Raw genomic sequence first — 22,349 nt, 5'->3', positions numbered from 1 at the left:
GCCGGCGACGGCATCTTCGACCTCGTCGACGCCCCGACCCTGCCGCGCCCCTAGCGCTCGGCGTCCAGGCCCCCGCCACCCGTGCCGTCGGGGTCTGCGGGGTCCGCGTCGAAGAGACCAGGGACCGACGACACCGGTGCTACCGGCGGCGCATCCAGCCCCATGTGGGCCCACGCCGCGGGGGTGGCGACGCGTCCGCGCGGGGTGCGCATCAGCAGTCCCTGCTGGATGAGGAACGGCTCGTAGACGTCCTCGACGGTCTCGGTCGGCTCGCTCACGCTGATGGCCAGGGTCGACAGCCCGACGGGTCCGCCGGCGAAGCGGGCGCACAGGGCGCTCAGCAGCGACCGGTCGACCTTGTCGAGGCCCAGCTGGTCGACCCCGAACAGCGCCAGGCCGGCGACGGCGGCGGCGTGGGTGACCGTGCCGTCGCCCCGGACCTCGGCGTAGTCGCGGACCCGGCGGAGGAGGCGGTTGGCGATCCGGGGGGTGCCGCGGGCGCGCCGGGAGATCTCGACCGCTCCATCGGCATGGAGCTCGACGCCGAGGATGGCTGCCGCCCGGGCGACGATGGCCTCGAGGTCGCTCGGTGGGTAGTGCTCGAGCCGCTCGACCAGGCCGAAGCGGTCGCGGAGCGGGCCGGTGATGAGCCCCGTGCGGGTGGTGGCCCCCACCAGGGTGAACCGGGGGAGGTCGAGGCGGATCGAGCGCGCCGAGGGGCCCTGCCCGATGACGATGTCGAGCTGGAAGTCCTCCATCGCCGGGTAGAGGACCTCCTCCACCGTGCGGGGCAAGCGGTGGATCTCGTCGATGAAGAGCACCTCCCCCTCGTCGAGGTTGGTGAGGATGGCGGCGAGGTCGCCCGGCCGGTTCAGCGCCGGTCCCGACGTGATCCGCATCCCCACGCCCATCTCGGTGGCGACGATGCCCGCCAGGGTCGTCTTGCCCAGCCCGGGCGGCCCGGCGAGGAGGATGTGGTCGGCCGCCTGCCCGCGCCCCCGCGCCGCGCCGAGGACGATGGTGAGGTGGTCCTTGAGCTCGGCCTGGCCCACGAACTCCTCGAGGCTCCTCGGCCGGAGGCCGACCTCGTCGGGCTCGTCGTCGGGCACGGCGGCCCCGGTCAGCAGCTCTTCCCGCACCTCAGCGCACCGTCGAGAGCGTCGTGAGGGCCGACTTGAGCAGGAGCGCCACGTCGCCGTCGGCAGGGAGGTCGCGCACGGCGTCGCGGATCTCGTCGGGGCCGTAGCCGAGCGACGCCAGCGCGGCCCGCACCTCGGCGCGTGCCGGCGCGACGGCCGGCGGGTCGTCCGCGGCGCCGGCGACGGCACCCACCATCGTGGCCAGGTCGCCGTCGGGGAGGTCGAGGCGGGCCTTGAGCTCGATGAGCAGCCGCGCCGCCGTCTTCTTGCCCACGCCGGGCACCAGGCACAGTGCGTCGACGTCGTCGTCGGCCACCGCCCAGCGGAGGGCGTCGGGCCGGTGCACCGACAAGATGGCGAGGGCCAGTGCCGGCCCCACCCCGTGAGCACCGATGAGCGCCTCGAAGCAGGCCCGCTCGTCGCGCGACGGGAAGCCGTAGAGGGTGAGGGCGTCTTCTCGCACGTGGAGGTGGGTGTGGAGGAAGACCTCGGCCCCGGGCTCACCCACCGCCGCGACCGCCGCCGGCGACACCAGCGCCCGGTAGCCCACCCCCGCCACCTCGACCAGCACCTCGCCAGTGGCGGCGCGCTCGAGGAGCGTGCCCCGCAGCGAACCGATCATCGGGCGACCTCCTGGTCGACGGCGCCGGCCACCCGCGCTGCCAGCGGCGCCACCGCGTGGTGGCACAGGGCGAGGGCGAGGGCGTCGGCGGCGTCGGCGGGCTCGGGGAGCGCGGCCAGGCCGAGCTGGGCCTGGACCATCCGCTGCACCTGCTCCTTGGGCGCGGCACCCCAGCCGCACACCGCCAGCTTCACCTCGTTGGGGGTGTACTGGACGACCTGGCAACCGGCGCTGCTGGCCTCGGCGAGGGCGAGGCCGCTGGCTTGGCCGACCGACATGGCGGTGCGCACGTTGACCTGGAAGAAGACACGCTCGACGGCCACCACCGCTGGTCGCAGCTCGGCGATGAGGTCCCGCAGGCCCGCTTGGAGCTCGGCCAGCCGCTCGGGCAGCGGTGCCTCCCGGGGCGTGGTGAGGACACCGGCCGACACGGCGACCAGCGCAGCGGGCTCCCGGGCGACGGCGCCGTAGCCGCAGCGGGTGAGCCCCGGGTCGATCCCCAGTACGAACACGGGTTCGACCCTACTGGGGTCCACCCCGCAGGCGGGGGATCCCTGCGGGCGGGCCCGGTCTCGCGACGCCGACGAGGGCTACGAGGCGTCGCGCACCGCCGCCACAAGCTCGTCGGTCTTGCGGAAGGTGAGGCCGGCGATGGCCCGATGGGCGTAGCGGATGACCCCGTCGCCGTCGACCACGAAGATCGAGCGCCGGTAGAACCCGAGCGGGCCGAGCACGCCGTAGGCCTCCCCCACCGACTTGTCGGCGTCGGCGAGCAGGGGGAAGGCGAAGCCGTGCTTGTCGGCGAACGCCTCCTGGCTGTCGATGCCCTGGGGGCTGATGGCGAGCACGGCGGCGCCGAGGTCGGTGAAGTCGTCGATGTCCTCGCTGTAGGACCGGAGCTGGGTGGTGCAGACCGGCGTGTTGGCGCCCGGGTAGAAGACCAGCACCACCGGCCCACCCCGGAACCCGTCGAGGGTGCAGACCTTGCCGCCGGTCGACGCCAGCGAGAAGTGCGGCGCCCGGTCGCCCACGGCGACGCTCACCGGGTCACCTCGAACTCGGGGGTCGGTGCGGCGGCGAGGTCGGGGAGGCTGGGCACGAGCCGGAGGCTACCGCCGGCCTCAGGCCCCCACCGTTTGCAGGATCTGGTCGGGGATGTCGAAGTTGGCATAGACGCCCTGGACGTCGTCGTGGTCGTCGAGGGCGTCGATGACCCGCAGCACCTTCTTGGCGTCCTCGGTCGTCTCCAGCGGCACCGTGGTGGTGGGCAACATGGTGACGTCGGCGGAGTCGAAGGCGATCTCGGCGGCCTCCAGCGCCTCGCGAACCTGGGTGAGGCTGCTCGGCTCGCAGGTGACGCGCCACGTGTCACCGTCGTCGGCGAGGTCCTCGGCGCCGGCCTCGAGCACCACCATCATCAGGTCGTCCTCCTCGATCGCCTTCGGGAGGATCACCACGCCCTTGCGCTCGAACTGCCACGCCACCGCCCCGGGCTCGGCGAGGGAGCCGCCGAGCTTGTTGAACAGCGAGCGGATGTCGGCGCCGGTGCGGTTGCGGTTGTCGGTGAGCACCTCCACGTAGACGGCCACCCCGGCGGGGGCGTACCCCTCGTAGGAGACCGGCTCGTAGCGCACGCCCTCGAGCTCGCCGGTGCCTCGCTTGACGGCCCGCTCGATGGTGTCGATCGGGACCGACGCGTCGCGGGCCTTCTGGAACATGGTGCGCAGCGTGGCGTTCGAGTCGAGGTCGCCGCCGCCCTCACGCGCCGCCACCTCCACCTGACGGATCAGCTTGGCGAACAGCTTCCCCCGCTTGGCGTCCTTGGCACCTTTCTGGTGCTTGATCGTGGCCCACTTGGAGTGACCCGACATCGGCTAGCCCTCCCTCTCCCGGGCACTTTTGCCCGCGTCCTCAGTCTCGTCGATCGATCGCAGGAACAGGTCGTGGAGCCGGGCGTCACCTCCGAGCTCGGGGTGGAACGACGCCACCATGATCGCGCCCGCCCGACAGAGGACCGGGCCGGCCTCGACCTCGGCCAGCACCTCCACGCCCTCGCCGACGCGCTCCACCACCGGCGCCCGGATGAACACGGCGTGGAACGGGTCGTCGAGGCCCCTCACGTCGAGGTCGGCCTCGAAGGAGTCCCGCTGGCGCCCGAAGGCGTTGCGGCGCACCATCAGGTCGATGGCGCCGAAGCTGCGCTGGTCGGGCCGGCCGTCGAGCACCTCAGAGGCCAGCACGATCATCCCCGCACAGGTGCCGAACGCCGGCATGCCTTCGGCCAAGCGGGCGGCCAGCGGCGCACGCAGCCCTGAGCTGTCGAGCAGCATCGACATCGTCGTCGACTCACCTCCGGGGATCACGATGGCCTCGACCGCCTCGAGGTCGGCGGCCGTGCGGACCAGCGCCGCCTCAGCCCCGAGCTGGTTGAGGGCGCCGACGTGGCGCGCGGCCGCGCCCTGCAGCGCCAGGACGCCCACCCGGCGTCCCACCTGGGGGCCGTCCCACGGGGCTACCAGCCCCGCTGGGCGAAGGTCTGGTCGAGCGAGCCGATCTCGAGGCCGGGCATGGCGTCGCCGAGGCCGCGGCTGACCTTGGCGACCAGCTCGGCGTCGGCGAAGTGCGTGGTCGCCTCGACCACGGCACGGCCCATTCGGGCGGGGTCGCTGCTCTTGAAGATGCCCGATCCCACGAAGACGGCCTGGGCGCCGAGCTGCATGACGAGCGAGGCGTCGGCCGGGGTGGCGATGCCCCCTGCACAGAACATCGGCACGGGCAGCTCGCCGGCCGCGGCGACCTCCTTGACCAGCTCGACGGGGGCCTGGAGGCGCTTGGCCCACTCGTAGACCTCGGCCGAGTCGGCGGTGGTGATCTTGGCGATGTCGCCGCGGATCGCGCGCAGGTGGCGCACCGCCTCGACGATGTTGCCGGTGCCGGCCTCGCCCTTGGAGCGGATCAGGGCCGCACCTTCCGAGATCCGGCGGAGGGCCTCACCCAGGTTGGTCGCGCCGCAGACGAAGGGGACGGTGAAGGCCCACTTGTCGATGTGGTGGGCTTCGTCAGCGGGGGTGAGCACCTCGGACTCGTCGATGAAGTCGACCCCGAGGGACTGGAGCACCTGGGCCTCGGCGAAGTGACCGATGCGGGCCTTGGCCATGACGGGGATGGTGACGGCGGCCTTGATCCCCTCGATCATGGCCGGGTCGCTCATGCGGGCCACGCCACCGTCGCGGCGGATGTCGGACGGCACCCGCTCGAGGGCCATGACCGCCACGGCACCGGCGTCCTCGGCCACCTTGGCCTGCTCGGGGTCGACGACGTCCATGATGACGCCCCCCTTGAGCATCTCGGCCAGGCCGCGCTTGACGGTGGTGGTGCCAGTGAGGGGACGGGGGTCCTGCTTCGAGGCCATGCCCTAAGTCTAAAGGGAGTCCGGCGCGACCACGGTGGCTGATCCGGGCGGGGCCAGCTCGATCCAGGTCCGGCCCGGCGTCAGCGCCACGGGCTGGCCGGTGGCATCGGTGTACGAGGTGGGCGAGGCGGCGTCGGGCCGCGACCAGCGACCCTGCACCAGGCGGCCTCCGGAGAGGATCCACGCGTCGCCCTCGCCCACCAGGACCGCCTCTGGCGAGGAGGCGCCGGTGACGTCGCGGAACCCGGAGGCTCGGTACTGGGTGAACTGCACGATGACGTTCTCGGGGTCGAGCGGGTCGTCGTCGGCGTCGAGGTGGACGCTGCCGTCCTGGCTCCGGATCCACCCGGTGGCCGACCCCTCGTAGCTGACGGTGGTCCCCACATGGCCGCCGTAGGCGATGCGCACACCACGGGCCAGCTCGCCGGCCGTGGCGTCCTCACCCTCCTGCCGGTGGGTGAAGAGCGCGTTGGGGGGTCCGGCGTCGTCGGGGGCGAAGCCGTAGAGCGTCTCGGTGCTGATGAAGAACCGGAGCACACCGCTGCCCTGGGTCATGTAGGACCCGGATCGGGCGTCGTAGCCGACATCGACGATGTCGGCGCCCCGCACCATGCGGAGCACGCCGCTGTTGGCGCCGGAGAAGGAGAAGAGCGGCCGGTTGAGGTTGGCCAGGATCTCGATGTCGCTGGTGCGGGCCGAGCGGACCGGTCCGACCCGTTGGGAGTCGGTGGAGTGGAACACCGCCGCGAGGCGGGTGGCACCCGCCTCCACCTTCTCGACGTACACCACGTCGGCGTCGGCCAGGCCGGCCTGGCGGCCTCGGGCCTTGGTGCTGTTGTCGACCTTGACGACCATGGCCGGCCGGTCGAGGACCGACTCGTCCGACACCGGCAGGCCGGTGAGCGGTGCGGTGGGCGGCGCCGTGGTGGTCGTGGTGGTGGTCGGCCGGGTCGTGGTGGTCGGCACCACCACGACATCGTCACCCCCACGGGTGGCGAACACGGCGATGCCGAGGAGGGCCAGGAGGGCGACGACGGCACCGACGATGACCGGCGGGCGGCGGTAGATGGGGGTGGAGGGGTCAGGCATGGGTTCAGAGCTCCCGGAGCGCCGCGATGCGCTCCTCGAGTGGGGGGTGGGTGTTGAACAGGCGGTCGAGGCGGTTTGCCCGGCGCTGAGACGCGTGGCGGGCCAGCGGCTCTTCGATCCAGAGGTGGGCGGTCGCCCTCGAGGCGCTGCGCACGACCGTCTGGTCGTCTCGCAGCTTCTCCAGGGCGGAGATCAGACCGGGAGGGTACCGGGTGAGCGAGGCAGCGGAGACGTCGGCCAGCGACTCACGGCGACGGCTCACCGCCGCGTGCATGATCCGGCCGAGCAGCGGGGCCAGCAGGAGCAGCACGAAGCCGAGGAGCGCCAGGAGGGCAGCCGGACCGCCACCGCCACCCTGCCGGCCGCCGCGGCCGCGGGTGCCGCCGCCCCACCACAGCGCCCGGATGGCGAAGTCGGCCATGAGGGTGACCACCCCGACGAGCGTGACCGCCAGGGTGGAGACGAGGATGTCGTAGTTCTTGATGTGGCTCAGCTCGTGGGCCAGCACCCCCTCGAGCTCGACCCGGTTGAGCTTCTCGAGCAGGCCGGTGGTGACCGCGATTGCCGCGTGCTGGGGGTTGCGGCCGGTGGCGAAGGCGTTCGGGGCCGGGTCGTCGACGACGTAGACCCGCGGCTTCGGCAGGCCCCCGGCGATGCAGAGCCCCTCGACGAGGTTGTGCAGCCTTGCGTGGGCGACCGGGTCGGCCGGTTGGGCCCGGCTCATCCGCAGGGCGATGGCGTCGCTCTTCCAGTAGGCGGTCCCCGACGCCACGCCGGCGACGACCAGGCCGATCACGAGGCCGACGACGCCAGCACCGCTGCCGAGCGTGACGTCGACGGCCCACGCGACCCCCACCACGAGGAGCACGAAGCCGGCGAGCAGCAGTGCCGAACGGCGCTTGTTGGACGAGATCTGGTCGTACAGAGCGCGGCCTAGAACTCGACCTGGACGGTGCCCCGGGAGGTGTCGTCGGCCTCGAAGTACTCGCGCGCCGCGAAGCCCATGGCGTTGGCCAGGATCACCGCCGGGAACGACTGGATCTTGGTGTTGTAGGCCAGGACGGCATCGTTGTAGAACTGCCGCGCGTAGGCGATCCGCCCCTCGGTGCCGCTCAGCTCCTCCTGGAGCTGGAGGAAGCCCTGGTTGGCCTTGAGGTCGGGGTAGGCCTCCGAGAGGGCGAAGAGCGACTTGAGCGCCGAGGTGATCATCGTCTCGGCCTTGGCCTGATCGGCCACGCCCTCGGCGCTCATGCCGGCGTTGCGCGCCCGGATCACCGCGTCGAGCGTCTCCTTCTCGTGGGTGGCATAGGCCTTCACGGTCTCCACGAGGTTCGGGATGAGGTCGTAGCGACGGCGCAGCTGCACGTCGATCTGCGCCCACGCGCCCTCGATGCGGTTCCGGAGGCGTATCAGGCCGTTGTAGAGGAGGACCACGTAGAGCCCGAGCAGGACGACGACGGCGAGCAGGATCCAGACGGCGGTCACGAACGCACCTCGGTGTTCAGGGGACCAGGAGGACGGGCCGATGGTACCGGCCGCCGCCGCACCGACCCGGCACCCGCAAAGGACTAGTCCGCTCAACCGTCGCAAATGGCACGGTCGGGCCATGGTTCGGCGGGCTCACGTGCCGCAAAGTGCACACAACGCCGCACAACGACATCGCACCAGACCTGCAGCACCCACCACGACTCACCCCCACACCACCGGGAGCCACCAGCCATGCGCACCAAGCACATCCTCGGAGCAGCGGCCGCCGCCGCACTCCTCGCCGCAGGCCCGCTGTCAGCGGGCCTCGCGGCCGCCAGCGACGCCGCCGACCACGGCGTGGGCACCGGCGCCGCCACCGCCACGCTGCTCGGCGTCGAGATCGGCGAGGGGGGATCGATCCTCTCGGTCCGCCTCGTTGGCCACGACGCCACCGCGTCCATCGACCCTGCCGCCGGCGACGCCTTCGCCGAGGGCATCCTGCACCCCCTGGATGTCACCTCCTCGGTCGAGGCGCTCAACCTGGCGGCCCCGTCCGTCGGCACCCGGAGCACCGGTGCGCAGGACAGCAGGTCCGCCGACCCCTTCGCCGGCGTGCCGTCGAACCCCGCCGTCAGCGGCTCCGGCACCACAGCGCTCTCGTCGGTGGTCGACCAGGCGGGCGCCCGCTCGCTGCTCGACGCCGCCCTGAGCGATGTGGGCGTGGCCGGCGGCCTCGTGCACCTCCCCGCCGGATCCCTCACCCTGGCTGCCGACTCGGCACCCGACGCATCGGGCGCCTCGCAGGGCGTCGACGTCCCCTCCGCCACGGTGCTCGACCTCAGTGCCCTGCTCGAGGGCATCGGCATCTCCCTGTCGTCGCTCGACCTCAACACCCTCGTGCGGCTCCTCGACCAGCTGGGCGTGACGCTGCCGATCGGGTCCGGCCTCGACGGCGCCGCCGTGGAGGCCCTCGCCGACGCCCTCGACGGGAGCGTCGATGCGATCCTCGACAGCGGCCTCGAGCTGACCACTCCGATCACCACCGAGGTCTGCGCCCAGATCGACGCCATCCTCGACGGCACGCTCGGCGACGTCAGCGGGTCCCTGCCCGACGGCGAGGACCTCGGCGGCGTCGAGCTGCTCGACGGGATCGGCGATGCCGTCGACTCGCTGCCTGGCACCGAGGACCTCCTCAACAGCGCCGCGATCGGAGACCTCAGCTGCCAGGCGCTGGTGGACTCCGCCACCGCCACCGTGCAGACCCTCGTCGACACGATCCGCAGCGAGCTCCGCAACCTGCTCCGCGGGACCCTCCTCGTGCTCGACGGCACCGCCCTCCTCACCATCACCGACGTGCAGGCCGGGCTGGTCGCCAGCGCCGCCGGCACCGTCGACGACTCGGTGGCGAAGGTCACCGCCAGCATCGGCGACGTGCGGGTCGGCGCACTGGCCGTACCCGGTGTCGCCGATCTCGACCTGAGCGACACCCTGGCGAGCATCAGCGGCGCCGCCGACCTGGTGACCGCGGCGGTGAGCGACGTGCTCGCCATCATCGACCCGGCCCTGGGCAACGTCGTCGACGTCGACCTGCTGGCGATCACCGAGTCGGTGGGCGCCGACGGCGACGTGGTCAACGCCGTCAGCACCCTGTCGGCGCTGGTTGCCACCATCACCCCGCCTGCCGTGCTCAGCGCTGCGATCCTCGGCACCGACGACGCCGTCGGCGACGTCATCACTGAGCTGGGCGGGACGGTCCCCGCACTGGCGCCGGTGATGGAAGAGCTCGAGGTCGTCCTCGGTGAGGTGTCCGCCCTCGCCGGGCCCACCACCGTGTCGGTGGTCAGCCTCAGCAGCACCGGCCAGTTCGTGGCCCATGCCCCCGGCGACGGCTCGACGACCAGCGACAGCCCGGCGACCCAGCTCCCTCGCACCGGTGCTGACACCGTCCTCCCTGCCCTGCTCGCCGCCGCCTTCGCCGGCGCCGCCCTGGGCATCCGTCGCCTCGTCCGGAGTGCCAGCGCGACCCGCTGATCACGCCGCACCACCGCAGTGGTGCTCCGGATGGTGAGCGAGGAGGGCCCCGCCTCGGCGGGGCCCTCCTCTCGCGTGCGCCGCCGATCCCCTGCGCCGAACCCGCGCCCGCCGTGTGCGACCATCGCCTGATGCGATCCAGACCTCCCCGCACGGCCGCCGCGACGTCGCTGGTGCTCGCCCTCGCTCTCGTCGTCACCGGCTGCACTGACGGTGGCCGTGGCGAGGACCAGGTCATCGGCGACCGCAAGGAGACGACGACCTCCACGCTCGGTGCCGCTGAGGGAGAGGCCGGCGGGGGGACGACGACCGCACCGCCCGCCACCGCGGCAGCGGCCCCGTTCGAGGGGACGGAGGACCCGACGGCGGTGCCCTCCACCGACCCCACCGCCGACCGGGTCCTCCTCGACGACCTGCGGGTCGGCCGCGAAGACGCCGTCGAGCGCGTCGTGTTCGAGTTCCGGGGCGACATCGGCCCCGGGTACGAGGTGCGCTACGTGGACCGGCCGGTGCGCGAGGCGGGGTCCGGCGACGAGATCCGGGTCGAGGGCGACGGCCTCCTCGAGATCGCGTTCAGCCCTGCCTCGACGGTCGCGTTCACGCCGGACGGCGACTTCGAGGAGACCTACACCGGCCCCGATCGCGTCGACGGCACTGGCGGCACCGTCGCCGAGGTCGTGCGCATCGGCGACTTCGAGGCCCGACTCGAGTGGGTCATCGGTCTCACGGAGCGCGTCCCCTACCGCGTCCTGGTCCTCGATACTCCGCTGCGGGTGGTCGTGGAGCTCGCACCCCGGCCCTGACGGTCGGAGCCCCTTAGACGAGGGTGGCGTAGAGCTCGAGGTAGCGCTCGGCGAGGTGGTCCATCGAGAGCTCGTCGGCACGCGCCTCGCCGGCCGCCACGAGGGCGCCGGCCAGGTCGGGCTCGGTGAGCACCCGCCGGAGGGCGACCGCGAGGGCGCTGGCGTCACCGGGCGGGACCAGAACCCCCTCGCGGCCGGGTCGGGCCACGTTCGCGTAGCCCGCCAGCTCGCTGGCGACGATGGGCGTCCCCGCGGCCATGGCCTCGAGCAGCACGACCCCGAACGACTCGCCGTGCAACGACGGCGCACAGAACACGTCGGCACCGCAGAGCCTCGCCGCCTTCTCCTCGTCGTCGATGCGCCCGAGCCACTCGACGCGCTCGTCACCCGCCACCGCCGCCTTGAGGCGATCCGTGTCGGGCCCGTCGCTGGCGACCCACACCCGCAAGTCGGCCGGCAGGTCCGGCAGGGCCTCGAGGAGGACGGCCAGGCCCTTGCGCTCCTCGTGACGCCCGAGGAAGAGGATCGTCGGCGCGACGGTGGGCGTGGGGGTGGCCTTGGCGAAGGGTTCGAGCTCGATCCCGTTGAAGACCTGGGTGTACTCGCCGCCGAGGTAGCGGCCGGCGAGGAGGCGTGCGTCGTCGGAGACGGCGCAGCGCAGGTCGAGGCGGTTCGCCAGCCAGCGCAGCGGCGGCCCCGCCCAGCGGTAGGCGGCGCTCACACCCGCGGCGTGGAAGGTGCCGACAAGGGGGGCGCTGGCCATCACCGCCGAGGTGAGGCACGGTCCGGGCACCAGCGGCTCGTGCAGGTGGACCACGTCGAAGTCCTCGTCGCGCAGGGCCCGGATCGTGCGCAGCGCACACGGCAGGTCGGGGGCGATGGGTGCCACCGAGCCGTTGGCCGCCAGCGGCACGCTGCGGCCCAGGGGGGTCACGCCCGCCTCGGGGGGAGGACCGTCGCACGGGCCGAGGACCCGCACCTCGTGACCGTGGCCGCGCAGCGCACGCGCCAAGCCGAGGACCTGACCCTGGACACCGCCCGGGAGGCTCAGGCTGTAGGGGCAGACGAGGGCGAGGCGCACGTCGCGAGGCTACGGCCATCGTCCGGGTGTGTCAGACGCGCCTCGCCGCCACCGGCCTGACGGGTCAGTCCAGGCGCTCGACCATCGCGTCGGGCAGCTCTCAGGTGGCGACGGCCTCCGCCGAGGCGAGCAGCTCGGCGAGGGCGGGGCCGATCTCATCGGGATCCCAGCGGGCACCCTTGTCGACGCCGGCGCCGCGGGCCCAGCCGTCGGCCAGCGCGATGCGTCCCCCGCCCACCAGGAACACCCGCCCGGTCACGCCTGCCGACTCGGCGCTGGACAACCAGGTGACCAGCGGGGCGACGTTGTCGGGTGAGCGCGGGTCCCACTCGCCCTCCGGCGGTGCTGCAGCACCACCGAGGTTCTCGGTCATGCGGGTGCGGGCTCCGGGGGCGATGGCGTTGACCCGCACCCCGAACCGGCCCAGCTCCTTGGATGCGATGATCGACATGGTGGCGATGCCCGACTTGGCGGCGCCGTAGTTGGACTGTCCCGGGTTGGCGAACAGGCCGGAGGTCGACGAGGTGTTGACGACGCACGCGTCGACGGTGGCGCCGGCCTTGGCCTGGGCCCGCCAGTGCTCGGCGGCCCAGCGCAACGGCGCGAACGTCCCCTTGAGGTGGACGCGGATCACGTCGTCCCACTCGGCCTCGGTCATGTTGAACAGCATGCGGTCACGCAGGATGCCGGCGTTGTTGACGAGGGCGTCGAGACCGCCGAGCTCGTCGATGGCGGTGTGGACGAGTCGGCGAGCTCCCTCCCAGTCGGAGACGTCGTCGGTGTTCGCCACCGCCCGCCCGCCGGCGGCGACGATCTCGTCGACCACCTGCTGGGCCGGACCGGCATCCATGCCCGTGCCGTCGACGCCGCCGCCGATGTCGTTGACCACCACCGCGGCTCCCTGGCGGGCCAGCTCGAGGGCGTGGCCCCGGCCGATGCCGCGTCCCGCACCGGTGACGATGGCCACCCGTCCCTCACAGATCCTGCTCACGGTCGCACCTCTCACTCTCGGTCGCTGGGCCAGTTCGGCTGGAAGACGTGCCACTGCTCGGGGGCGCCGCGGATGAGGTCGGCCAGCTCGTCGGCGAGCACCTGGGTGATGCGGGCGACGTCGTCTCGCAGCGATCCCCGCCGGGTGCAGTCGATCGGTGGTCGGACCACTCCCCGGTGGTGGTCCTCGCCCACGTGGTACACGGTGGTCGGCAGCAGCGCGGCACCGGTGCGGATGGCGATCGTGGCGGGTCCCGCGGGCAGGGTGGTCCGCTCGCCGAAGAACTCGACCTCCACCCCCCCACCGGCGATGTCGCGGTCGCTGAGCAGCGCCACGTAGCCGTTGGCCCGCAGCGTCCGCATCACCGCGGTCGAGGCGCTCAGGCCGAGGGGGACGACCTCCATGCCGAGGCCTTGACGCAGGTCGGCGAACCACTCCAGCAGCTCTGGCGGATCGAGCGGCTCGACCACCACGGTGAGCGGGTAGCCGTTGCGAGCCAGCCAGGCACCGCCGTAGTCCCAGCTGCCGAGGTGGGGAAGGGCAAGGATCGCCCCGTTGCCCGCCGCCTTGGCCGCCTCGAGGTGCTCGAGGCCCTCGGCGGTCATGGCAGAGTCGATCTCCTCGCCGGACATCGCCGGCACCCGGAACGACTCCACCCAGTAGCGGGCATAGGAGTCGAAGGCCCGCTGCACCTCCCGCCGGAGCTCGGCGCCCTCCATCGGACGCCCGTGGACCCGCTGCAGGTGGCGCTCCACCATCCGCCGGCGGCCGGTGGCGGCCCGGTACATGACGGTGGCCAGCACCCGGCGCATCGGGGGCAACAGCGGTCGGGGGATCGCCCGGGCGACGACCGAGCCCGCCCGGTAGCCGTTGAACGCGAGCCGCTGGCCGATCGAGGGGGACGATCGGCGTCCCGCGGGGTCCCCGTCCTCGCGGGAGGAGCCAGGCAACGGCAGGGTCAGCGCCGGCGGTGCTGGGCCCGGCGACGCCACGCCTGGGCCGTCGGCCGGGCGATCCGGCGACGAGACCGCCAACGGTCCGTCATGGGCGAGGGCGCCGGTGCGCTGGCCTGGCGCCACACCTTGGCGAAGCGCTGCACGGCGGTGAGGAGGGTGAGGACCAACATGAGCACCAGCACCGGCACGAGCAGGGAGTCGAAGAGGAGACCGATCCCGAGGACCACGAGGCGCTCGGCCCGCTCCATGATCCCGCCCCGGGCGTCGAACCCGAGCGCCTCGGCCTTGGCCCGCTCGTAGGAGATCAGCATGGAGGCGGCGAGGACGGCGAAGGGCAGCAGCACGATGTGGCTGCCGTGGGTGCTCGCCAGGTACCACGCCACGCCGCCGAGCAGGAGGGCGTCGGTGACCCGGTCGGCCACGGAGTCGAAGAAGGCGCCCCGGGGGGAGGCGGTGCCCGAGGCCTTGGCCACGGCGCCGTCGAGGGCGTCGGGGATGGCGGTCAGCACCAGCAAGAGGACCCCGGCCCGCAGCGCCCCGCTGCCGATGGCGACGGCCGCGGCGACGGCCATGACGATGCCGGTGAGGGTCAGGTGGTCGGCGGTGATCCCGGTGCGGCGCAGGTTCGAGCCCACGGGGCGCATCCGGCGCTCGATGTCTGTCCGCCAACGGCCGTCGAGCATCTCGGGTCCTCCCCGCGGTGGCGGGCATGGAAAGCGATGGGGCGACCGATCGGCACGCCGGACAAAACGGTACCAGCCGATGACCCCGACACCTCAGATGGCGACCTCGGTAGCCTCGGTCACGTGACCTTGCCCGGACGGACCCCGGGGGGCGAGCTCGGCGCCCCCTACGACACGATGCAGCCCCCCGACGCCGCGGTGGCGCTGCGCTCGCTGCCACGACGGTGGCGAACGGCTCTCCGGCTCGACGACGAGGATCTCGCCACCAGGCAGCCCGACGCCGGCACGTGGTCGGCGCTCGAGCATGCCGCCCACGTCCGTGGCGCCCTCGAGCGTGCCGCACGCCAGCTGCGCAGCGTGCGGGGCGGAGGCCAGCCGGAGCTCATGGGAGCCGGCCGCGCCGAGGAGCCGTGGCAGGGCCACGACCCCGCCGAGGGGCTCGCCGCCGTCCTCTACGGCCTCACCGCCGCCGCCGAGGCCGCCGCCGCCGAGGTCGAGGCCGCCCCCGGTTCGGCATGGGTCCGCACCGGGACCCTCGACGGCCACACCGTCGACCTGCTGTGGCTCGCCCGCCACGCCGTCAGCGAAGGTGTCGAGCACCTGACCGCCGCCGAGTCGGCCCTCGCCGCCGCCCGGGCCGCCGCCAACAGGTCGCGCGGCGCCTAGGTCCTAGTCGCCCCGCAGGGCTTCCCAGTCCTCGGGGTTCTCCTCCACGAAGTGCTCCACGACGCGGCCGTCGACGCCGTCGACGAGCACCAGCCCGCGCTGGGTGGGCGGGTCCTCGGCGGAGTAGAGGAGGATCCGCCAGGTGGGCCGGCTGCGGAGACCTCGCCACCCCAGCGACGCCGAGGCATGTCCGACCGGGAAGCCCACCTGCCTGGTCGCGGCCACGAGGGCGTCGGTCTCGTCGGCACCGAGCGGCCAGCCAGCGGCGATGCAGTAGGCGCCGAACACCACGAGGCCGACCCCCACGACCAGGAGGCCCTCGTTGACGAGGACGGCGTCGTCGCCCGAGACCGCCCACAGGATGATGAGGCCGAGCCCCACCACCACGTAGATGGCGCCGGGGATGCGGCGACGGGAGTTGTCGGGGAACGAGTAGGGCCCGACGTAGCCGGCGGCGTCGAGGTCGTCGGGCAGGACGTCGACGGCGTCGTCGTCGGTCCCGGAGGTCTGGGGGTCGTCGGCCATCACCACGAGGCTACGACGGCCCGATGCCGCGCGACGAAGCGGCTACGGCCGGGCCGGCCAGACGGCGCGGAGGCGCTCGCCCGAGGTGGGCAGGGACTCCGGGAGGACCCGGGCCTCGGCGACCGACGTCATGAAGTTCGTGTCGCCGGACCACCGCGGCAGCACGTGGAGGTGCAGGTGGCCGGGGACGCCCGCGCCGGCCGCCCGACCCAGGTTTGCGCCGACGTTGACCCCCTCCGGCCGGTAGGCGGCCTTGAGGGCCACCACCGCCGCCCGCACGGCGTCCCACAGCTCGACCGACTCCTCGGGGTCGAGGTCCTCGAGCTCGCCGACGTGGCGGGTCGGCATCACCATCAGGTGCCCGCTGGTGTAGGGGAAGGCGTTGAGGACGGCCACCGTGCGCGCCCCGCGCCAGAGGGCGGCCTCGCCCTCGCCGTCACCTGCGCCGGCCACCCGACAGAGCACGCAGGCATCACCGCCGGGCGAGGTCTCGGCACCCGTGGAGGTCACGTACTCGTTGCGCCAGCCCGCCCACAGCCGCTCCATCGTCACCCCACCATCGTCGCGCGCCCGCCCGGACGTGGCCGCGGCCTCGCTCAAACGCACGACCCGCGCTGACTAGGAGATCGTGTGGGCGATGACGTCGGCCTCGAGGCGGTGCACGAAGTCGTCGACGGTGACGCCGCGTTCAGGGGCGTCACCGCCGCGGGCGTTGACGCCCACCGTGCCGTGCTCGACATCGTCGTCGCCAACCACCAGCACGTAGGGAAGCTTCTCGAGCTTCGCCCGGCGGATGCGCCCGCCGAGCGGCTCGTTGGCCTCGACCACGTCGGCCCGGAAGCCACCGGCGCGGAGCCGGTCGGTGATGCGCACGGCGTAGGGACCGTGGTCGTCCCGCACAGGCAGCACCCGCACCTGCACCGGTGCCAGCCACGTGGGGAACGCCCCCGCGTAGTGCTCGGTGAGGATGCCGAAGAAACGCTCGATCGAGCCGAACAGGGCGCGGTGGATCATGATCGGCACCTTGCGCGTGCCGTCCGAGGCGGAGTACTCGATGCCGAAGCGCTGCGGGGTCTGGAAGTCGAGCTGGATGGTCGACAGCTGCCAGGTCCGGCCGATGGCGTCACGAGCCTGCACGGAGAGCTTCGGGCCGTAGAACGCGCCACCACCCTCATCGAGGACGGTCTCGAGGCCCATGGCCGTCGCCGCCACGCGCAGGGTCTCGGTGGCCTCGTCCCACTCCTCGTCGGTGCCGACCGCCTTCCCCTCGGGCTTGGTCGACAGCTCGAGGTAGAAGTCGCTGAGTCCGTAGTCGCGGAGCAGGTTCAGGACGAAGGTGAGCAGGCTCGTCAGCTCCGCTGACATCTGCTCCTTGGTGCAGTAGATGTGGGCGTCGTCCATGGTGAGGCCCCGCACCCGTGTCAGACCGTGCACCACGCCGGACTTCTCGAACCGATAGACGGTGCCGAACTCGAACAGCCGGAGCGGCAGCTCGCGGTACGAGCGTCCCCGCGCCCTGAAGATCAGGGTGTGGAACGGGCAGTTCATCGGCTTCAGGTAGTAGTTGGAGCCCTCCATCTCCATCGGCGGGTACATGCCGTCGGCGAACCACTCCAGGTGACCGGAGGTCTCGAAGAGCTCGGCCTTGGTGATGTGGGGGGTGTTGACGAACTCGTAGCCGGCCTGCTCGTGGCGCTGTCGGGAGTAGTCCTCCATGAGCCTGCGCACCGTGCCGCCCTTGGGGTGGAAGACGGCAAGACCGCTGCCGATCTCGTCGGGGAACGAGAAGAGATCGAGCTCGGCACCGAGCTTGCGGTGATCTCGCCGCTCCGCCTCCTCGAGCATCGTGAGGTGGTCGTCGAGGTCCTTCTTCTTGGCCCACGCCGTGCCATAGATCCGCTGGAGCATCGGGTTGCGCTCGTCGCCACGCCAGTAGGCGCCGGCGATCCGCATGAGCTTGAAGTGCCCGAGCCGGCTCGTGTCGGGCACGTGCGGCCCCCGGCAGAGGTCGATGAAGCTCGGTGGGTTGGCGTAGGTGCGCACCACGCCCGCCTCGGTGGCCGACGTGGGGTCCTCGGCGGCACCGTCGATGATCTGGATCTTGTAGGGGTGGTCCTTGAAGACCACGCGCGCCTCGTCGGACGGGATCTCGTCGCGGACGAAGGGCTGGGCCTCGGCGATGATCTCCCGCATGCGGGCGTCGATGCGCTCGAGGTCGTCGGGGCTGAACGTGGCCCCGCCGGGGAGCTCGAAGTCGTAGTAGAAGCCGTGCTCGACGGGTGGTCCGATGCCGAAGGTCGCCCCCGGGAAGAGGTCGAGCACCGCTTGGGCCAGCACGTGGGCCGTCGAGTGGCGGATGGTGAACAGCCCGCGCTCGGAGGCGTCGGTCACGATGGCCACCGTCGCCCCGTCGTGCAGCGGGGTCACGAGGTCGCGCTCCTCGCCGTCGATCTCGGCGATCACCGCCGCCTTGGCCAGTCCCCGGCCGATCGAGGCAGCCAGGTCGCCCGCGGTCGAGCCCTCCGGAAGGGGTCGCTCGGAACCGTCGGGGAGGGTGATGGTGATCTCAGCCATGTCCGGGCGATGGTACCGGGGCCCCATCGGTGGCCCGAACCCGTATCCGCCGCTCAGATCTCGATGCCGAGGAGGGCGGCTGCCTCGCTGACACCACGACCCGAGGACACGGCGGCGTCGACCGCGGCCAGGGCGCGGGGGGTGTCGAGGTCGTCGTCGAGGGCGGCGCGCACGTCGTCGAGGGCGCCGTCACCCGGTCCGCTCCCCCGCCACGCATCGAGCCGGGTGGTGGCCGCCGGCATGAGCTCGTCGGTCCAGTCCCAGTCGTGGCGGTAGTGCTTGGCGGCGATCGCGAGGCGGATGGCGGAAGGGTCCCAGTCCTTGCGCAGCTCGCTGATGAAGACGAGGTTGCCCTTCGACTTCGACATCTTCTCGCCGTCGAGGCGCACCATCGGCGTGTGGACCCAGTGGCGCACGAAGGGCTCACCGGTGGCGGCCTCCGACTGGGCGGCCTCGCACTCGTGATGGGGGAAGATGAGGTCGGTGCCGCCGCCGTGGAGGTCGATGGTCGTGCCCAGGTCCCGCAGGGCGAGGGCGGAGCACTCGACGTGCCAGCCCGGCCGGCCCGGACCCCACAGCGACTCCCACGCCGGCTCGTCGTCGGTGGAGGGCTGCCAGAGCACGAAGTCCAGGGGGTTGCGCTTGTTCGGGTCGTCGATGTTGCCTCCGCGCTCGGCCGCACAGGCGAGCATGGTGGCCTCGTCGTAGTGGCTCACCTGGCCGAACCGTGGGGCTGTGGAGACGTCGAAGTAGACGGCTCCACCGGCCTCGTAGGCATGTCCCCGCTCGAGCACCATGCCGATGAAGCCCCGGATGTCGGCGATGGCCGAGGTGGCGCGGGGCTCGCTCCACGCCGGGAGCATCCCGAGGGCAGCCATGTCGTCCTGGAAGCGGGCCGTCTCGGCCGCCGCCAGGTCGAGGTAGTGGACACCGAGCTCGCGGGCCTTGTCGAGCAGGGGGTCGTCGACATCGGTGATGTTGCGCACGCAGCGGGTCTCGTGGCCGAGGTCGCGCAGACGCCGCTGCAGCACGTCGTAGACGACGTAGGTGGCGGCGTGGCCCACGTGGGTGGCGTCGTAGGGCGTGATGCCGCACGTGTACATGAGGACGAGCGGGCCCGCCTCGAAGGCCACCACGTCCTGGCGGGACGTGTCGAAGATCCGCGGGCCCACGGAGGTCAGGCCCCGCCGTCCCCGCCGCCGTGGTCGGTGTCGGGGTCAACGACGCCGACGGGCGCGTCGGCGTCGGCGATGCCGGTGAGCTTGACCGCCACCCGGGTCTTGTAGCGGACGTTGAGCTGGAGGAGCACCGCGGTGAACGCCTCGATGGGTGTGGCGTTGGAGAGCTCGCCGGCGTCGAGCGGGCGGCAGCCCGGGATGCGCCGGACGATGTCGGCGGTGACCTCGATGGCGTGCTTGTGGTCGGAGCAGATGAGCACGTCGGAGTCGAGGGGGTGGTCGAGCATCCCGAGCTCCTTGGCCGGCAAGTGGTGCATGGCGGCCGACACCATGGCGTCGGGCACGGCGGCCTGGACGCTGGCGGCCACCGAGCCGCGGGGCGGGACGAGGGGCTGGAACTCCCCCGCCACCCGGGCCAGGGCGTTGGCCATGGAGATGACCACCTTGCCCTCGAGCTGCTTGCGAACGGAGAGCGCCGTCTCGGCGGCGCCGTCCCAGGGTGTGGCGATGACCACCACGTCGGCCGCGGCGGCCTCGGGGTTCTCGGCGGCGCCGATGGCGAGGTTCCGGTCCGGCCACCGCTCGACGAGCTTGTCGCGCACCTCCATGGCGCGGTACCTCGACCGCGACCCGATCACGACGTCGAAGCCCACCGACGCCAACCTGGCCGCGAGCGCCCGCCCAGCGGGGCCCGTCCCTCCCAGCAAACCGATCTGCACGGCGGTCACCCTACGGGACCGCCCGCACGTCCCCCGAACCGGCGGGTCGCGGCGGCCCCGGCGGACACCGTCCCGGCGGGCACGTAACGTCACGTGCTCGCGAGGAGGTCGGAGGGACCGTGGGACTGCTCAGCGGCAAGAACGTGCTCATCACCGGCGTGCTCACCGACGCCTCACTGGCGTTCGGTGTGGCGGCCAAAGCCCAGGGCGAGGGGGCCGACGTGGTCCTCACCGGTGCCGGGCGAGGGTTGTCGCTCACCAAGCGGACAGCCCGCAAGCTCGACCAGGAGCCCCCCGTGCTCGAGCTGGACGTCACCGACACCGCCCAGCTCGAGGCACTGGCGCCGGCGCTGCGCGAGCACGGCTGGGACCGGGTCGACGGCGTGCTCCACGCCATCGGCTTCGCCCCGGCCACCTGCCTGGGCGAGGGCATGTTCGCCGCCGGCTGGGACGACGTCTCCGTGGCGCTGAACGTCAGCGCGTACTCCTACAAGGCGCTGGCCGAGGCGGTCCTGCCCCTCATGGACGACGGTGGGAGCATCGTCGGGCTCACCTTCGACGCCACCGTGGCGTGGCCCGCCTACGACTGGATGGGCGTGGCCAAGGCCGCACTCGAGTCCGCCAACCGCTACCTCGCCCGCGACCTCGGTGAACGCGGCATCCGGGTGAACCTCGTGGCCGCCGGCCCGATCAAGACCATGGCGGCCAAGTCGATCCCCGGCTTCGCCCGCTTCGAGGACGTCTGGTCGGAGCGCGCCCCGCTCGGCTGGGACGTGACCGACGCCGAGCCGGTGGCCCGAGCCACCGTGGCCCTGCTGTCCGACTGGTTCCCCGCCACCACCGGCGAGATCCTCCACGTCGACGGCGGCTACCACGCCATCGGGGCGTAGCGGGGCCCGTCACCGAGCGGGGCTCACGGGACCCGTCGCCGACGGGTCCTCCCGCCCTCCGCAGGCTCCGGGCGGGTCCCCCCATCGGCGCCACCCGCTCGCTTCCAGTTGAGCAGACTCGCTGTTCGACCCGTCAGCCTCAGTCTGAATAGGTGGGGTTGGCGACGGTGAGCTTGTCGGCGACCGTCGCCCGGACAGCGGCGGCGACCTCGTCGTAGCGGTCGTCGAGCGCACCGCTGCGGATGGCGGCAGCCAGCTCCGCCTCGTCGGCCACCCCGAGGGCGGCCAGGCGGTCGGCGTGGGCCGCCTCCTGCCCGGCGCCGAGGGCCAGCTCGCGCTCGACCTGGGCCAGGACCTTCGCCGCCACCCGGGCGTGGAAGCGGACCCGCCCCTCCGTGGCTGCCATCACGTCGCCCTCGATGAACTCGCGGACGGCCTCGACCAGCTCGGCTGCCGTGGGGATGTCGTGCGGGGCGCTCACGGCAGCAGGAGGAGCAGGTCGTGCTCCACCTCGCACACCCGACGGCCGATCGCCGCCAGCTCGACGGACCGGACGGCCCCCGAGCGGTGGGTGGCGGCCTGCACGATGCACATGATCCCCCACTTCAGGGTCCCGAGGGCCTCCCACCAGGCCAGGGCACCACGGTCGACGGTGGTACCGCTCGCCGTCTCGTAGGCCTCGACCAGATCGTCGACGGTGCCGAAGCCCCCGACGCGCGGCTCGGCCCCGAAGCGCCACGAACGCACGCACAACCAGCCGAGGTCCTCCACCGGGTCACCGAGGTGGGCCAGCTCCCAGTCGAGGACGGCACGCAGCCCGTCGGGACCGATCATCAGGTTCCCGTTGCGGAAGTCCCCGTGCACCACGGTGGTGCGGGCCGACGGTGGCCGGTTGGCCTCCAGCCAGCGGAATCCGAGCTCGAACGCCGGGTGCGGCTCGCCGAGCTCGTCGAGCAGGTCGCGGTATTGCGACAGCTGCTCGGGCTGGTCGAGGCCGGCGACGTCGTCGAGCGGGATGGCATGGATGCCTGCGAGCGCCGTGCCGCACTGGGGCGCCAGCCGTGGCCGTGCCTCGGCGTAGTCGTCGTCGCGGAGGATCCGCCGCGGGATGGTCTCCCCCTCGAGGCGGGCGACCACCACCCAGGCGTGCCCAAGTCCGGTGGCCTCGAGGTGGTCGGCGTCGGTGGCCACGACCTCGGGCGCCGGGACACCGCGCTGACCCGCCGCCCGCAGCAGCGCCGCCTCGGTGGCCATCCCCGCCTTGCGCACCCCGCCGGCGCGCTCACGCTGGAGGATCAGGGGCCGGGAGCCCCCGCCGTCGACGGCATCGAACGCCCACGTCTCCCGGGAGGCACCTCCGGAGAGGCGCACCAGGCCCTCGACCCGCTCGGCGCCCACCACCTCGGCCAGCGCCCGCCCCAGCTCGTCGTCCCTCTCCCCCATCGCCGACTTCCTAGCACCAGCCATCCCCCAGCCCCATCCCGAGATGTGCACCCCAGACGTCGTCTCCCGACATCCAGCGC

25 protein-coding genes are annotated in these 22,349 nt (G+C 72.7%); 4 read left to right on the top strand and 21 right to left on the bottom strand.

Features of this window, described 5'->3' with window-relative positions; translation table 11 throughout:
• Positions 1–50: 50 nt before the first annotated feature.
• The 10 genes from ruvB to VMN58_10235 form a co-directional block, all read right to left on the bottom strand.
• On the bottom strand, positions 51–1,139 hold the full coding sequence (gene ruvB / locus VMN58_10280; protein ID HUF33580.1) for a Holliday junction branch migration DNA helicase RuvB: 1,089 nt from the start codon (positions 1,137–1,139) through the stop codon (positions 51–53).
• A gap of 1 nt (position 1,140) precedes the next feature.
• Entirely contained in the window at positions 1,141–1,761 is a 621-nt protein-coding gene (gene ruvA, locus VMN58_10275) for a Holliday junction branch migration protein RuvA (GenBank protein ID HUF33579.1), read from the bottom strand.
• Positions 1,758–2,273 (bottom strand): crossover junction endodeoxyribonuclease RuvC, encoded by a 516-nt coding sequence (gene ruvC / locus VMN58_10270; protein HUF33578.1) that lies wholly within the window; start codon positions 2,271–2,273, stop codon positions 1,758–1,760. Before ruvC ends, ruvA begins: the two co-directional genes overlap by 4 nt.
• Before the next feature lie 78 nt (positions 2,274–2,351).
• The gene (locus VMN58_10265) at positions 2,352–2,804 is read right to left on the bottom strand and encodes a peroxiredoxin (GenBank protein HUF33577.1); all 453 of its coding nucleotides are present in this window, start codon (positions 2,802–2,804) and stop codon (positions 2,352–2,354) included.
• A 78-nt stretch (positions 2,805–2,882) separates the two neighbouring features.
• On the bottom strand, positions 2,883–3,632 hold the full coding sequence (locus VMN58_10260) for a YebC/PmpR family DNA-binding transcriptional regulator (protein HUF33576.1): 750 nt from the start codon (positions 3,630–3,632) through the stop codon (positions 2,883–2,885).
• 3 nt (positions 3,633–3,635) lie between these two features.
• Complete coding sequence (gene pdxT, locus VMN58_10255; protein ID HUF33575.1) at positions 3,636–4,253, bottom strand: pyridoxal 5'-phosphate synthase glutaminase subunit PdxT; 618 nt, start codon at positions 4,251–4,253, stop codon at positions 3,636–3,638.
• Between the two features lie 20 nt (positions 4,254–4,273).
• On the bottom strand, positions 4,274–5,173 hold the full coding sequence (gene pdxS / locus VMN58_10250; GenBank protein ID HUF33574.1) for a pyridoxal 5'-phosphate synthase lyase subunit PdxS: 900 nt from the start codon (positions 5,171–5,173) through the stop codon (positions 4,274–4,276).
• A 9-nt stretch (positions 5,174–5,182) separates the two neighbouring features.
• Positions 5,183–6,262 (bottom strand): DUF3048 domain-containing protein, encoded by a 1,080-nt coding sequence (locus VMN58_10245; GenBank protein HUF33573.1) that lies wholly within the window; start codon positions 6,260–6,262, stop codon positions 5,183–5,185.
• A 4-nt stretch (positions 6,263–6,266) separates the two neighbouring features.
• A complete protein-coding gene (locus VMN58_10240) occupies positions 6,267–7,130 on the bottom strand; it encodes a M48 family metallopeptidase (protein HUF33572.1) in 864 nt (287 codons plus the stop codon).
• Positions 7,131–7,195: 65 nt separating this feature from the next.
• Positions 7,196–7,747, bottom strand: coding sequence for a LemA family protein (locus VMN58_10235; GenBank protein ID HUF33571.1), 552 nt, complete (start codon positions 7,745–7,747; stop codon positions 7,196–7,198).
• A 234-nt stretch (positions 7,748–7,981) separates the two neighbouring features.
• Between VMN58_10235 and VMN58_10230 the strand changes: the two genes are divergently transcribed.
• Together VMN58_10230 and VMN58_10225 are read left to right on the top strand one after the other, a co-directional pair.
• Positions 7,982–9,760 carry a hypothetical protein gene (locus VMN58_10230; GenBank protein HUF33570.1) on the top strand — a complete coding sequence of 593 codons (1,779 nt, stop codon included), beginning with the start codon at positions 7,982–7,984 and terminating at the stop codon, positions 9,758–9,760.
• Between the two features lie 131 nt (positions 9,761–9,891).
• Positions 9,892–10,563: a hypothetical protein gene (locus VMN58_10225; GenBank protein ID HUF33569.1), complete on the top strand. Its 672-nt coding sequence runs from the start codon at positions 9,892–9,894 to the stop codon at positions 10,561–10,563.
• 13 nt (positions 10,564–10,576) lie between these two features.
• On the opposite strand, the gene VMN58_10220 is transcribed toward VMN58_10225, so the two are convergent.
• The 4 genes from VMN58_10220 to VMN58_10205 form a co-directional block, all read right to left on the bottom strand.
• Entirely contained in the window at positions 10,577–11,644 is a 1,068-nt protein-coding gene (locus VMN58_10220) for a glycosyltransferase family 4 protein (GenBank protein HUF33568.1), read from the bottom strand.
• Between the two features lie 100 nt (positions 11,645–11,744).
• Complete coding sequence (locus tag VMN58_10215) at positions 11,745–12,635, bottom strand: SDR family oxidoreductase (protein ID HUF33567.1); 891 nt, start codon at positions 12,633–12,635, stop codon at positions 11,745–11,747.
• A gap of 11 nt (positions 12,636–12,646) precedes the next feature.
• Positions 12,647–13,585 carry a phosphatidylinositol mannoside acyltransferase gene (locus VMN58_10210; GenBank protein HUF33566.1) on the bottom strand — a complete coding sequence of 313 codons (939 nt, stop codon included), beginning with the start codon at positions 13,583–13,585 and terminating at the stop codon, positions 12,647–12,649.
• 8 nt (positions 13,586–13,593) lie between these two features.
• Positions 13,594–14,274: a CDP-alcohol phosphatidyltransferase family protein gene (locus VMN58_10205; protein ID HUF33565.1), complete on the bottom strand. Its 681-nt coding sequence runs from the start codon at positions 14,272–14,274 to the stop codon at positions 13,594–13,596.
• Between the two features lie 123 nt (positions 14,275–14,397).
• On the opposite strand from VMN58_10205, the gene VMN58_10200 reads away from it, so the two are divergent.
• A complete protein-coding gene (locus tag VMN58_10200; GenBank protein HUF33564.1) occupies positions 14,398–14,940 on the top strand; it encodes a DinB family protein in 543 nt (180 codons plus the stop codon).
• A gap of 3 nt (positions 14,941–14,943) precedes the next feature.
• Here the strand turns inward: VMN58_10200 and VMN58_10195 are convergent, their stop codons facing one another.
• The 5 genes from VMN58_10195 to npdG form a co-directional block, all read right to left on the bottom strand.
• The gene (locus VMN58_10195; GenBank protein HUF33563.1) at positions 14,944–15,465 is read right to left on the bottom strand and encodes a hypothetical protein; all 522 of its coding nucleotides are present in this window, start codon (positions 15,463–15,465) and stop codon (positions 14,944–14,946) included.
• Positions 15,466–15,507: 42 nt separating this feature from the next.
• Positions 15,508–16,011, bottom strand: coding sequence for an HIT domain-containing protein (locus tag VMN58_10190; GenBank protein HUF33562.1), 504 nt, complete (start codon positions 16,009–16,011; stop codon positions 15,508–15,510).
• A 72-nt stretch (positions 16,012–16,083) separates the two neighbouring features.
• Positions 16,084–18,039 (bottom strand): threonine--tRNA ligase, encoded by a 1,956-nt coding sequence (gene thrS, locus VMN58_10185; GenBank protein ID HUF33561.1) that lies wholly within the window; start codon positions 18,037–18,039, stop codon positions 16,084–16,086.
• 53 nt (positions 18,040–18,092) lie between these two features.
• Positions 18,093–19,211: a cysteine--tRNA ligase gene (locus tag VMN58_10180; protein ID HUF33560.1), complete on the bottom strand. Its 1,119-nt coding sequence runs from the start codon at positions 19,209–19,211 to the stop codon at positions 18,093–18,095.
• Positions 19,212–19,216: 5 nt separating this feature from the next.
• Complete coding sequence (npdG, locus tag VMN58_10175) at positions 19,217–19,936, bottom strand: NADPH-dependent F420 reductase (GenBank protein HUF33559.1); 720 nt, start codon at positions 19,934–19,936, stop codon at positions 19,217–19,219.
• Positions 19,937–20,055: 119 nt separating this feature from the next.
• Here npdG and fabI point away from each other — a divergent pair, with 119 nt between their 5' ends.
• Positions 20,056–20,826, top strand: a complete 771-nt coding sequence (gene fabI, locus VMN58_10170) for an enoyl-ACP reductase FabI (GenBank protein HUF33558.1) — start codon at positions 20,056–20,058, stop codon at positions 20,824–20,826.
• Positions 20,827–20,965: 139 nt separating this feature from the next.
• Here the strand turns inward: fabI and VMN58_10165 are convergent, their stop codons facing one another.
• Together VMN58_10165 and VMN58_10160 are read right to left on the bottom strand one after the other, a co-directional pair.
• On the bottom strand, positions 20,966–21,307 hold the full coding sequence (locus VMN58_10165; protein HUF33557.1) for a DUF6285 domain-containing protein: 342 nt from the start codon (positions 21,305–21,307) through the stop codon (positions 20,966–20,968).
• Entirely contained in the window at positions 21,304–22,269 is a 966-nt protein-coding gene (locus VMN58_10160) for a phosphotransferase family protein (GenBank protein ID HUF33556.1), read from the bottom strand. The genes VMN58_10165 and VMN58_10160 overlap by 4 nt, the downstream gene beginning before the upstream one ends.
• Between the last annotated feature and the right edge of the window lie 80 nt (positions 22,270–22,349).

This window comes from Acidimicrobiales bacterium (assembly GCA_035512495.1).
Taxonomy (GTDB): domain Bacteria; phylum Actinomycetota; class Acidimicrobiia; order Acidimicrobiales; family CADCSY01; genus DATKDW01.
The sequence above is the reverse complement of the archived record's forward strand: the minus strand, read 5'-3'. Positions and strand labels throughout refer to the sequence as shown.